The sequence below is a fragment of the Bradyrhizobium sp. SPXBL-04 genome, assembly GCF_051853035.1.
In the GTDB taxonomy this organism is placed as follows: Bacteria; Pseudomonadota; Alphaproteobacteria; order Rhizobiales; family Xanthobacteraceae; genus Bradyrhizobium; species Bradyrhizobium zhanjiangense.
The window spans coordinates 6,182,982-6,194,811 of sequence record NZ_CP182472.1 but is presented as its reverse complement, the minus strand read 5'-3'; the positions used below and the strand labels follow the sequence as shown (position 1 = coordinate 6,194,811).

Genomic DNA, 11,830 nt, shown 5'->3' with positions numbered 1-11,830 from the left:
CAAGCAATGTCATTCTGGACACGCCATCAAGTCTTCGAAAAGAACTCGATCATCCTGGTCGTCGGCATCCTCCTCGTGGTTGCGATCGGCGGCCTCGTCGAGATCACCCCGCTGTTCTACCTCAAGAGCACGATCGAGGCGGTCGACGGCGTCAGGCCTTACACGCCGCTGGAGCTCGCCGGGCGCAACGTCTACGTCCGCGAAGGCTGCTATCTCTGCCATTCGCAGATGATCCGCCCCTTGCGTGACGAGGTCGAGCGCTACGGCCACTTCTCGCTCGCCGCCGAGAGCATGTTCGACCATCCGTTCCAGTGGGGCTCGAAGCGCACCGGTCCCGACCTTGCCCGCGTCGGGGCGAAATATTCCGACGACTGGCACGTCACCCATCTGACCAACCCGCGCGCCATCGTGCCGCAATCGGTGATGCCGGGCTATCCGTTCCTGAGCCACACCGAGGTCGATCCGGACACGATCGCCGACCACATGCGCACGCTGAAGGCCGTGGGCGTGCCCTACACCGACGACCAGATCGCGAGCGCAGGCGCCGACCTGAAGGCCCAGGCCGATCCGGACAATGCCGGCGGCGATGCCTTCAGCAAGCGCTACGCCAAGGCCGTCGTGCGCAACTTCGACGGCAAGACCGGCACGCCGACCGAAATGGACGCGCTGATCGCCTACTTGCAGATGCTCGGCACGCTGGTCGACTTCAAGCTCTACAACGAGAAAGCCAATCTTCGCTGAGAAGGCATCAACGATGAAAGCTATCCTGACAGTCCATAATCTCGCGTCCGAGCTGGTGACGACGATCTGGACGCCGGTGTTCGTCGCGATCTTTCTCGCGATCATCGCCTACGCATTTTGGCCCCGTAACAAGGCTGCGTTCGACGAAGCAGCGCACCTGCCGTTGCGGGAGGAGTGAGAGACCATGACCGATCATAGCGAAGTCGATACCGTCACCGGCAAGTCCACGACGGGACACGAATGGGACGGCATCAAGGAGCTCAACACGCCGCTGCCGCGCTGGTGGGTGATCGCCTTCTACCTCACCATCGTGTGGGCGATCGGCTACTGGATCGTCTATCCGGCCTGGCCGCTGATCGCCAGCAACACCACGGGCGTGTTCGGCTATTCGTCGCGCGCCGACGTCGCGGTCGAGCTCGCCAATCTCGAGAAGATCCGCGGTGACAAGATGGTGGCGCTGGGCGCAGCCTCGCTGGCCGACATCGAGAAGGACCCCGCGCTGCTCGCGCTCGCCCGTGCCAAGGGCAAGACCGTGTTCGGCGACAATTGCGCGCCGTGCCACGGCTCCGGCGGCGCCGGCGCCAAGGGCTTCCCGAACCTGAACGACGACGACTGGCTGTGGGGCGGCACGCTCGACCAGATCATGCAGACCATCCAGTACGGCGCGCGTTCCGGCCATGCCAAGACGCATGAAGGCCAGATGCTCGCCTTCGGCAAGGATGGCGTGCTGAAGGGCGACGAGATCGTCACGGTTGCCAATTACGTGCGGTCGCTGTCGGGCCTCTCGACCCGCAAGGGCTTTGATGCCGCCAAGGGCGAGAAGATCTTCGCGGAGAATTGCGTCGCCTGCCACGGCGACGGCGGCAAGGGCAACCAGGAGATGGGCGCGCCGAACCTGACCGACAAGATCTGGCTCTACGGCTCGGACGAGGCGAGCCTGATCGAGACCATCAGCCAGGGCCGCGCCGGCGTCATGCCGGCCTGGGAAGGGCGGCTCGATCCCGCCACCATCAAGGCGATGGCGGTCTACGTTCATTCGCTCGGCGGCGGCAAATAAGCCGATCCACGGCCAACGACTTCCGGCGGGGGCGAAGAAAAGCGCCCCCGTTTGCGTTGGATCAAGGGACGTGCCGGCGCCGAGTCTAGGTTTGATCGCACCTCTTGAGAAGATTCCGCGATGAACAAGACCGTCAACCCGAACGAACTCAAGCCGGCGGACGACAACGCGCCGCTCTACGCTGCGCGCAAGAAAGTCTATCCGCAGAGCGTCTCCGGCACGTTCCGCCGGATCAAATGGGGTCTAATGGCGTTCTGCCTCGGCGTCTATTATCTCCTGCCGTTCGTGCGCTGGAACCGCGGCCTCGGCGCGCCCAGCCAGGCCGTGCTGATCGATCTCCCCAACAGCCGCTTCTACTTCTTCTTCATCGAGCTGTGGCCGCAGGAGGTCTACTACTTCACCGGCCTGTTGATCGTCGCCGCGGTCGCGCTGTTCCTGATGAACTCCATCGGCGGCCGGATCTGGTGCGGCTACCTTTGTCCGCAGACGGTGTGGACCGACCTGTTCTATGCCGTCGAGCGTCTCGTCGAGGGCGACCGGCGCGAGCGGATGAGGAAGGACAAATCGTCCGACTGGCTCAAACTCGAGCGCATCTACGAGATCGTGCTCAAGCACTCGATCTGGCTGCTGATCGCCTGGTGGACCGGCGGCGCCTGGGTGCTCTATTTCAATGACGCGCCGACGCTGGTCAAAGAGCTCGTCACCTTCCAGGCGCCGATGATCGCCTATGTCTGGATCGGCATCCTCACCGCGTCGACCTATGTGCTCGCCGGCTTCATGCGCGAGCAGGTCTGCACCTATATGTGCCCGTGGCCGCGGATCCAGGCGGCGCTGACCGACGAATGGGCGCTCAACGTCACCTATCGCTACGACCGCGGCGAGAAGCGCACCTCGGTGAAGAAGGCCGCGGAGCTGCGCGCCCTCGGCCAGCAGGTCGGCGACTGCGTCGACTGCTATCAATGCGTCGCGGTCTGCCCGACCGGAATCGATATCCGCAACGGGCCGCAGCTCGAATGCATCCAGTGCGGACTCTGTATCGACGCCTGCGACAACGTGATGACCAAGATCGGTCGGCCGAAGCGGCTGATCGGCTACGACAACGACATCAACATCCAGCGCCGTCAAGAAGGCAAGCCGCCGATCTACCGCATCGTTCGTGCCCGCACGATCGTCTACAGCGCGATCATCGCCGCGGTCGGCGGCATCATGATCTATACGCTCGCGACCCGCAGCTTGCTCGACGTCAACGTCCTGCACGACCGCAATCCGGTCGCGGTCAAGCTCAGCGACGGCTCGATCCGCAATGCCTACACGGTGCGTCTGCTGAACAAGAGCGGCTACGACCGCGTCATCGCCATCGACGTGGAGGGGCCAGTCAACCCGACGATGCACGTCGTCGGCGTCGATTCGGTGACGCCGGACCGCCCGATCATCGTGATTCCGCGCGACTCCACCAGCGAACTGCGGCTGCTCGTCACCGCACCGGCCGAAAATAATCCGGAGAAGTCGATTCCGGTCCGCTTCCACGTCATGGACATCGGACTGGGCGTCGCCGCGAGCGCCACCGACAATTTCGTCGCGCCGTAAATCCAGGAGACTGTCATGTCATCCAAGCCGCTGACCGGAACCAAGGTGTTCCTGATGTTGGTCGCCTTCTTCGGTCTCGTGATCGGCGTCAACGTGACCATGATGAAGCTCGCGATTGCGACGCTGCCCGGTACCGACGTCGACAGTCCTTATGCTGCGGGCCTCACCTACGACCGCGAGATCGCGGCGGCGCAGGACCAGGCGCTGCGCAAATGGAAGGTCAACGCCCATGTCGAGCGCCGCAACGACGGCGGCGCCGTGCTTCAGGTCGAAGCACGCGATGCGAGCGGCCAGCCGATCGCCGGACTGAAGTTCGGCGGCCGCCTGGAGCGGCCGACCGACAAGCGCGCCGATCTCGCCGTCGAGCTCACGGAAGCCGGCATCGGCATCTATCGCGGCCATGCCGCCGCCGTCGCGCCCGGCCAGTGGGATCTGGTGATCGAGGGCGAGGCGCGGGGGGCACGTGTGTTCCTGTCGCGCAACCGCGTGATCCTGAACTGAAGGGATTTCGTCATGCAGGTCACGCGGGATTTTTCGCACTACGTCCGGACCGCAGGCGATGGCCTCCAGCACATCGATCTCGCCGTCGAAGGCGTCCATTGCGCCGGCTGCATGGCCAAGATCGAGCGCGGGCTGTCCGCCATCCCTGATGTCACCCTGGCGCGGGTGAACCTCACTGACCGCCGCGTCGCGCTGGAATGGAAGGCGGGCACGCTCGATCCTGGCCGATTCATCGATCGGCTCGAAGAGCTCGGCTACAAGGCCTATCCGTTCGAGACCGAGAGCGCGGAGGCAACCGAGGTCGCCGAATCTCGCTTCCTGCTGCGCTGCCTCGGCGTCGCCGCGTTCGCCACCATGAACGTGATGATGCTGTCGATCCCGATATGGTCGGGCAACGTCTCCGACATGCTGCCCGAGCAGCGCGACTTCTTCCACTGGCTCTCGGCGCTGATCGCGCTGCCGGCGGCGGCCTATGCCGGCCAGCCGTTCTTCTGTTCGGCCTGGCGCGCGCTGGCGGCCAAGACCACCAACATGGACGTGCCGATCTCGATTGGTGTGATCCTCGCGCTCGGCATGTCCGTGGTCGAGACCATCCACCACGCCGAGCACGCCTATTTCGACGCCGCGATCATGCTGCTGACGTTCCTCCTGGTCGGCCGTTTCCTCGACCAGAACATGCGGCGGCGGACGCGTGCGGTCGCCGGCAATCTCGCGGCGCTGAAGGCGGAGACGGCGGCCAAGTTCGTCGGCCCCGATGAAATCTCGCACGTGCCGGTGGCGGCCATCCATCCCGGCGACATCGTGCTGCTGCGCCCCGGCGAGCGCTGCGCGGTCGACGGCACCGTGATCGAGGGACGTTCCGAGATCGACCAGAGCCTGATCACCGGTGAGACGCTCTATGTGACGGCCGAGCAGGGCACGCCGGTCTATGCGGGGTCGATGAACATCTCCGGCACGCTGCGGGTGCGGGTCTCGGCGGCGTCGGAGGCGACGCTGCTCGCCGAGATCACGCGGTTGCTCGACAACGCGCTCCAGGCGCGCTCGCGCTACATGCGGCTCGCCGACCGTGCCTCGCGGCTCTATGCGCCGGTGGTCCATGCGACCGCGCTTCTGACCATCCTCGGCTGGGTCATCGCGGGTGCTGGGTGGCACGATGCGATCGTGACCGGCGTCGCCGTGCTGATCATCACCTGTCCCTGCGCGCTCGGGCTCGCGATCCCGACGGTGCAGACGGTGGCCTCGGGCGCGATGTTCAAGTCCGGCGTGCTGCTCAACTCAGGCGACGCAATCGAGCGGCTGGCCGAAGCCGACCATGTCATCTTCGACAAGACCGGCACGCTGACGCTGCCCGATCTCGAAGTCATGAATGCCGCCGACATCCCTGCCGATATCTTCGCGCTCGCCGGCCGCCTCGCGCTGTCGAGCCATCATCCGGTCGCAGCCGCAGTTGCGCAGGCTGCCGGTGCGAAGTCTCCGATCGTCGGCGCTGTCGAGGAATCCGGTCAGGGAGTCCGCGCGACCGTCGACGGCGTCGAGCTTCGCCTTGGCCGTCCGCCGTTCTGCGGTGCCGAGACGCTGGTCGGCGGCGCCACGCTCGATCCCGAAGCCTCGATCGTGGCATTCAGCAAGGGCAACGAAAAGTTCATCCTTTCCGTCCGCCAGGGCCTGCGCCCCGACGCGCAAGCCGTGATCACGGCGCTGAAGGCGCGCAACATCGGCGTCGAGATCCTCTCCGGCGACCGCGAGCCGGCGGTGAAGGCGGCGGCGCACGCGCTCGGCATTCCCGAATGGCGCGCCGGCGTCACGCCGGCCGACAAGATCGCGCGGATCGAGGAGTTGAAGCGGCGCGGCGCAAAAGTGCTGATGGTCGGCGACGGCATGAATGATGCGCCGTCGCTGGCGGCGGCCCATGTCTCGATGTCGCCGATCTCCGCCGCGCATCTGAGCCAAGCCACCGCCGATCTCGTCTTCCTCGGCCGGCCGCTCGCTCCAGTCGTCGCCGCCATCGACTCCGCGCGCAAGGCGCTGCATTTGATGCGGCAGAACCTCTGGCTTGCGATCGGCTACAATGTCCTCGCCGTGCCGGTCGCGATCAGCGGTGTGGTGACCCCCCTGATCGCGGCGGCTGCCATGAGCGGATCGTCGATCCTGGTGATGCTCAATTCGTTGCGAGCGCGCAGCGCCTCGCGGGAGATGGCGTGATGGAGATCCTGGTCATTCTGGTTCCGCTGGCGCTGGCTCTCGGCGGTGCCGGTCTCATAGCTTTCCTCTGGTCGCTGCGGAGCGGCCAATACGACGATCTCGACGGCGCCGCCTGGCGCGCGATTGTCGACGACGAGCCGCCGCAGCAGCAGGCGCCGACTAGCGCTAGCGCTTCAAGTCAATCGTGAGCAGAGCTGCGGCCGCGAGGGCCAGACCCACGCCGGCCACGCAAGCCTGCCAGCCGAAGGCGTCGAACAGCCGTCCGAGCACGGCCGTGCCGACGAGCCCGCCGCAGAAATAGCAGGCGAGATAGGTGCCGCTGGCGATGCCGCGGCCGTCGGTGGCCGCCTGTCCGACGAAACCGGTGGCGGTCGCTTGCGCGAAGAACGTGCCGACACCGACCAGGACCATCCCCGCGAGCACCGCGCCCAGATGCGGCGTCAGCATCAACGGCAAACCTATCCCGGCGACGGCGAGCGAGCCCCAGATCGTCGGCCGTGGTCCGAGGCGCGATGCTATTCTGCCCGCTAGCAATGTCGTGAGCACCGAGGGCAGGAAGACGACATAGACGAAGCCCAGACCCATCATGCCGAGCGATAGCGGCGGCCGCACCAGAATGAAATTGACGAACGTGAAGGTGCCGATGAAGGCGAACAGGATGCAGAAGCCGATGCTGTAGGCGGCGCGCAATCGAGGGTCGCGCCAATGTGCGAACATCGCGGCGAGCGGCGACCCCGTGGCGCTCATCGCATGCGTCGGCTGGACGTGCTTGATGGTGACATAGACCAGCGCCGCGCCGGCGAGATTGAGGGCAGCGAAAACGTAGAAATTCCACGCGAGGCCGAGGCCATCGGCGACGGCCGCTGAGATCAGCCGACCAACGAGATTGCTGGCGACGTTTCCGGTGATATAGGCGGCAAACGCGCCGCCGGCGTCCATCGCGCTGCATTGCTCGCCGAGATAGGCGAGCGTCAACGCGAAGGCGGATGCCATGCAGAGGCCCTGAGCAACGCGTAAGGCGGTAAAGACGGCAAGATTGGGTGCGGACGCCAGGAGGCTCGTCGGAATCGCAAGAAGTGCCAGGCTGAGCAAGATGCCATTCCGACGATTGATATGTGGGCTGAAGAAGCCAACGACGAGGCTCGCGACGGCCATGCCGAAGGTGCTGGCATTGACCGCGAAGCCCATCGCCGCCGGCGTGACGCCATAGTGGCGCGTCAGCGAGGGTAGGATCGCCTGCGTCGCGAACAGGTCGACGACAGTCAGGAATGCGGTGAGGCCGATCACGAGCGAACGCAGCGCGAGACCTGGGGAAAGCCCATCCATGGGCACCGCGCCCGGTTTGATCGGAGTGGAAAGATCGATCATGGCACGCTTGTCCTGTGAGGGATGTGGCGCCCGGCACGAGATCCGGGCACCACATCGGGTAACGATACGCTGGGGCCGTGCGCTCGTTACATGTGGTGGTCGTTCGGGTCCTTGCGGACGTCGCCGACATAGAGAATGACGGTCTCCTTGCCGAGGTTCTTCCACCAGTGCGAGGTGCCGAAGACTTCGGGACGGATGTCGCCAGCCTTGTGCACGATCGGATCGGCGCAGTTGGAGGCGTATTCGACGATCTCGCCCTGCTGCACGAAGATCAAAGCAGGGCGGTCGTCATGGCTGTGCCAGGGCACGATGCCGCCGGGCGCGATCGTCAGCTTGCGGAAGCGCAGCTCGCGGCCCTCGATATGCGCCGGCTGCTTGCCGAGGTCGATCGCACCGAGCGTGACATCGGTGACGCCGACCGGCTTGTAATCGACCATCTGCTGGGCGTTCGGCTTGATCTTGTCGGCCGGACATTCGCCGGCGAAAACCGGTGTCGCAAATGTCAGCGCCCCGAGAACGGCAACGCCTGTCCAAACCACGCGCGACACGATGTGATGCCTAGACATGGGAACTCTCCTGTGTTGGCCGCAACCGTGGTGGTCGCCGGCTATGGCAGGAGCTTCGTCGAGACCGCGTCGATGTTGAAATGCCGGCTCGCTTTCGATGCGATAGCCCGGCGCTATGTTGATGCGCCGCGGCTATCGAACCGATTGGGCATCGGCATTTCCGCCTCCGGGGGATCTGGCGTCCGATGGCAGGACGCCCGATTGGCGGGCGTTCACGTCAATCCGGAGGAGCATCTCATGACGAAAGTGTCCAAAACCCTGATCTTTAGCGCGGCCTTCGCCGTCATCGCCACGTCGGCCTTCTCGGAGGCCGCCTGGGACTTCAAGGCTGGCATGGCTTACGTCTATGGCGGACCCGGCAAGATGTCGGCGATGGCCATGGCGCCGGCCGAGAAGAACCACGACGCCATGATGAAGAACGCGAAGAGGGTTCCCGACAACACCGTCTTCTTCATGGACAAGGGTACGCTGTACTCCACGTCGGGGCGGCTGGATCCGACCGGAAATTTCTACGTGAACTGATCGCGTGCGCAGGACGGCCGCCCCCTTGCGGGCGGCCCGACCACGCAACTAATATTCGTCCCCTGAACGCCGGAGCAGAAGATGACGTCTCTCTCGCCCGCCGACGCCGAACAGCTCAGGCTTGCTTTCCAGCGCTGCCGCGACATGGACGGTACGCTGAACGACCAGCTCCGCGCCTATGCCGACGCCAGCCGGAAGGTGTTCCCCGCCTATGGCGAGGCGGTCGATCGCCTGGTCGCGCGGTTAAATGGAAACGGGGGTGGTGAGACGGCGCCGCGTCCGGGCGATGCGATGCCGCCGTTCATGCTGCCCGACGAGAGTGGACGTCTCGTCGCGCTGAATGCGCTGTTGGAGAGCGGCCCGGTTGCGGTGATGTTCTTCCGCGGTCATTGGTGCCCGTATTGCCGGCTCAATGTCCGCGCGGTGGTCCAGGCACTCGGCCGCATCAAGGCGATAGGGGCACAGGTCGTCGCAATCGTGCCGGAAACGCAGGAATATACGCGGCAGCTGAAGTCAGACGCCGGTGCGCCGTTTCCGATCCTGACCGATCTCGACAACGGCTACGCGCTCTCGCTCAATCTCGCGATCTGGCTCGGCGCCGAGATCCAGCATCTGTTGTCCTATCAGGACATGGCGAAATTCCACGGCAATGACGGCTGGGTCCTGCCGATCCCGGCCGTGTTCGTGGTCGGACGCGACGGCCTCGTGAAGGCCCGCTTCGTCGATCCCGATTTCCGCAAGCGCATGGAGATCGATGATCTCCTGGCCGCGCTGGAGGATGCACGCAGGGGAAAGCTGAGCTTCGCATAACGCGCTTTCCTCCCTTCTCCCCTTGTGGGAGAAGCTGGCGCGAAGCGCCGGATGAGGGGTTCTCTCTGCGCCCTCGATGCAAGAGACTAGCGCGCTGAGACAACCCCTCACCCGTCTCGCCGCTGTCGCGGCGAGCCACCTGATCTTCCCCCGAAAAAGTGGACGGGCTTAAGCGGCTTTTAGCTCCATCTCGATCGGGGCGATATATCCGATCGCGGAATGGAGCCGGGTGCGGTTGTAGAAGCCCTCGATGAAGGCGAAGATATCGCGCTGGGCCTCGGCGCGGGTCTGGTAGTCGCGATGGTGAACGAGCTCGGTCTTCAGGGTATGGAAGAAGCTCTCCATCGGGGCATTGTCGTAGCAATCGGCCTTGCGGCTCATCGATGCAACGATGCCGGTGCCCGTGAGAACGTCGCGATAGGCGTGTGAGGCATACTGCACGCCGCGATCGGAGTGGTGATCAATCCGGCCTGCGGCCGTTGCTGCTGGATGGCCATCGTCAACGCCGCGGATGCGAGTTCGACTTGCATGTGATCCCGCATGGCCCAGCCGACGATCTTTCGACTGAAGAGATCCATGACGGCCGCCAGATACAGCCAGCCCTCCGCGGTCGGGATGTAGGTGATATCGGCGAGCCAAACGCGGTTCGGGGTTTCCGCTGTGAAGTCGCGCGCGATCAGGTTCGGGGCGATCGGCAGGTCGTGACGGCTGTCGGTGGTGCGCACCCGGCGCGGCGGCGCCGTGATGGCGCGGATACCGTGCCGGCGCATCATCCGCTCGATCCGCGGCTGGCGCCACGGCCCTGCGTCCGCAGCACGGCATGGACGCGGGGACTGCCGTAGCGTCCGCTGCTGTCGTGATGGGCCTGCCGGATCGCAGCCAGCAGCGTGGCATTGGATTTGGTCCGCTGACTCGCCGGGCGATCGCGCCAGGCGTAATAGCCGGCCGGCGAGACCTTAAGCACGGCGCACATCAATCGTACCGGATAGGCGTCGCGATGGTCCTCGATGAAGCGGAAGCTCATGTCCGGGTTCCGGCAAAGATCGCGATCGACTTTTTTAAAATGTCGCGCTCCATGCGCAGCCGTTCGTTCTCCTGGCGCAACCGGGCGATCTCCGAAGCCTGGTCCGCCGACATCGGCGTCGCCTGCGTGGTGGGGCGCCACGCCGCCGATGCCGGCTGCTGCCCGGCCTTATCCACCCAACGCCGCAGCACCGAGTCGCGCAGCCCGAGTTCCTTGCCTACCGACGTGATCGAGCGACCGCTCGACACCACCAGCTCAACGGCCTGGCGCTTGTACTCTTCGGTAAATGACCGACGTTGACGTTCCATTCGACACCTCCGGGCTCAATGAGCCTACTACAGGTGTCCACTCATTCGGAGGAGGTTCACACCCTCTCCCGCAAGGGGAGAGGGGAAGAAAGAGCGTCCGCACTACCCCGCCAGCTCTCGCCAGTCCGCGCCGCGCAGCATGCGCATCACGGCATTGCCCACTGCCGTGCGCTGCCGGCCGGCCACCCCGTACAGGCTGACGGTACGGCGGGCGTCCAGCCCCGTCACCGCGGCGCGCGTCAGCCGTTCCGGCACGGCCGAGGTGTGCGGCACCATGGCGATGCCCATGTCGGCGTCGACCAGCTCGATCAGATCGCGCTCGTTCGAGACTTCGTGGCCATGTTCGATGTCGATGCCGTGTTCGCGCAGGCTCGCAGAGATCCGGCCGGAATGCTCGCAGAACGTCCGGCTCAGAAGCTGCTCCGATCGCAAGTCCTCCAGTTCGACCGAGCTGCGGCCGGCCAGCCGATGGCCATCGCCGACGACGAGCTCAAAAGTTTCCGTGAATAGGGGCCAGGCGTCGAGCCGCTCCCAGGCCTCATCGATCTCGGCGGCAATCCCGAGCTCGGCCTCGCCCTTCTTCAGGAATTCGCCGACCTCGCGGCTCGTCCCGCGCAGGAAGCGGAATTCGAGCCGGTTGAACTGCCGCCTGATCTGGTTGAGATGGGGAATGAGCAGCGACAGATCGATCGAATGTGTCAGCGCAATGCGGAGCGCGCCGATCTCACCGCTCTTGAACGAGGAGGCGAGGGAACGCGCGCCGACGGCGGCGTCATAGCACTGCTTCAAGAGCGGATGCATGCGCTGGCCGAGCTCGGTCAGCTGCGCAGCCGGTCGCTCGCGACGAAACAGGTCGCCGCCGAGCTCGGCCTCGAGCTGCTTGATCGCGCGCGTCAGCGACGGCTGCGTCACGTTGCACTCCTCGGCGGCACGCGTGAAGTTCAACAGCTGCGCCACCGCGAGGAAATAGCGGACCTGATGCATTTCCATGGATCGGCTCCCCAGCAGGATCGGGCAGCAGAACTCTAGCCGATCGGGGCAGGGAATGACATCCCGGCCGCAATAGCGGGCGCGTATGGTTTCGGAAGCCAGGCGGCATTTCCATTCGGGCCGGCGCCGCTTCATGGTCCTGCGAAAGCGGGCG

General features: G+C 65.1%; 12 protein-coding genes and 1 pseudogene. 9 read left to right on the top strand and 4 right to left on the bottom strand.

Features of this window, described 5'->3' with window-relative positions; genetic code table 11:
* Nucleotides 1-6: 6 nt before the first annotated feature.
* The 7 genes from ccoO to ccoS all read left to right on the top strand — a co-directional run bounded on the left by ccoO (nucleotide 7) and on the right by ccoS (nucleotide 6,276).
* Nucleotides 7-741 carry a cytochrome-c oxidase, cbb3-type subunit II gene (gene ccoO / locus ACNJX8_RS29360; RefSeq protein WP_128943989.1) on the top strand — a complete coding sequence of 245 codons (735 nt, stop codon included), beginning with the start codon at nucleotides 7-9 and terminating at the stop codon, nucleotides 739-741.
* Between the two features lie 13 nt (nucleotides 742-754).
* Nucleotides 755-919, top strand: a complete 165-nt coding sequence (locus ACNJX8_RS29355) for a CcoQ/FixQ family Cbb3-type cytochrome c oxidase assembly chaperone (RefSeq protein ID WP_063691463.1) — start codon at nucleotides 755-757, stop codon at nucleotides 917-919.
* 6 nt (nucleotides 920-925) lie between these two features.
* The gene (ccoP, locus tag ACNJX8_RS29350) at nucleotides 926-1,798 is read left to right on the top strand and encodes a cytochrome-c oxidase, cbb3-type subunit III (RefSeq protein ID WP_439357616.1); all 873 of its coding nucleotides are present in this window, start codon (nucleotides 926-928) and stop codon (nucleotides 1,796-1,798) included.
* 120 nt (nucleotides 1,799-1,918) lie between these two features.
* Nucleotides 1,919-3,385 carry a cytochrome c oxidase accessory protein CcoG gene (gene ccoG / locus ACNJX8_RS29345; RefSeq protein WP_439357615.1) on the top strand — a complete coding sequence of 489 codons (1,467 nt, stop codon included), beginning with the start codon at nucleotides 1,919-1,921 and terminating at the stop codon, nucleotides 3,383-3,385.
* 15 nt (nucleotides 3,386-3,400) lie between these two features.
* Nucleotides 3,401-3,886, top strand: a complete 486-nt coding sequence (locus ACNJX8_RS29340; protein WP_128939635.1) for a FixH family protein — start codon at nucleotides 3,401-3,403, stop codon at nucleotides 3,884-3,886.
* A gap of 12 nt (nucleotides 3,887-3,898) precedes the next feature.
* On the top strand, nucleotides 3,899-6,088 hold the full coding sequence (locus tag ACNJX8_RS29335) for a cation-translocating P-type ATPase (protein ID WP_439357614.1): 2,190 nt from the start codon (nucleotides 3,899-3,901) through the stop codon (nucleotides 6,086-6,088).
* On the top strand, nucleotides 6,088-6,276 hold the full coding sequence (gene ccoS, locus ACNJX8_RS29330; RefSeq protein WP_439361999.1) for a cbb3-type cytochrome oxidase assembly protein CcoS: 189 nt from the start codon (nucleotides 6,088-6,090) through the stop codon (nucleotides 6,274-6,276). The genes ACNJX8_RS29335 and ccoS overlap by 1 nt, the downstream gene beginning before the upstream one ends.
* On the opposite strand, the gene ACNJX8_RS29325 is transcribed toward ccoS, so the two are convergent.
* Nucleotides 6,254-7,456, bottom strand: a complete 1,203-nt coding sequence (locus ACNJX8_RS29325) for an MFS transporter (RefSeq protein WP_439357613.1) — start codon at nucleotides 7,454-7,456, stop codon at nucleotides 6,254-6,256. The genes ccoS and ACNJX8_RS29325 overlap by 23 nt on opposite strands.
* A gap of 86 nt (nucleotides 7,457-7,542) precedes the next feature.
* The gene (locus tag ACNJX8_RS29320) at nucleotides 7,543-8,022 is read right to left on the bottom strand and encodes a cupin domain-containing protein (protein ID WP_128943983.1); all 480 of its coding nucleotides are present in this window, start codon (nucleotides 8,020-8,022) and stop codon (nucleotides 7,543-7,545) included.
* 237 nt (nucleotides 8,023-8,259) lie between these two features.
* Here ACNJX8_RS29320 and ACNJX8_RS29315 point away from each other — a divergent pair, with 237 nt between their 5' ends.
* Nucleotides 8,260-8,544 (top strand): hypothetical protein, encoded by a 285-nt coding sequence (locus ACNJX8_RS29315; RefSeq protein WP_128943982.1) that lies wholly within the window; start codon nucleotides 8,260-8,262, stop codon nucleotides 8,542-8,544.
* A gap of 81 nt (nucleotides 8,545-8,625) precedes the next feature.
* Nucleotides 8,626-9,354 (top strand): peroxiredoxin-like family protein, encoded by a 729-nt coding sequence (locus tag ACNJX8_RS29310; protein ID WP_128943981.1) that lies wholly within the window; start codon nucleotides 8,626-8,628, stop codon nucleotides 9,352-9,354.
* 168 nt (nucleotides 9,355-9,522) lie between these two features.
* Here the strand turns inward: ACNJX8_RS29310 and ACNJX8_RS29305 are convergent.
* Both ACNJX8_RS29305 and ACNJX8_RS29300 read right to left on the bottom strand, forming a co-directional pair.
* Nucleotides 9,523-10,686, bottom strand: a pseudogene (locus ACNJX8_RS29305) (IS3 family transposase).
* 102 nt (nucleotides 10,687-10,788) lie between these two features.
* Entirely contained in the window at nucleotides 10,789-11,676 is an 888-nt protein-coding gene (locus tag ACNJX8_RS29300; protein WP_439357612.1) for a LysR family transcriptional regulator, read from the bottom strand.
* Between the last annotated feature and the right edge of the window lie 154 nt (nucleotides 11,677-11,830).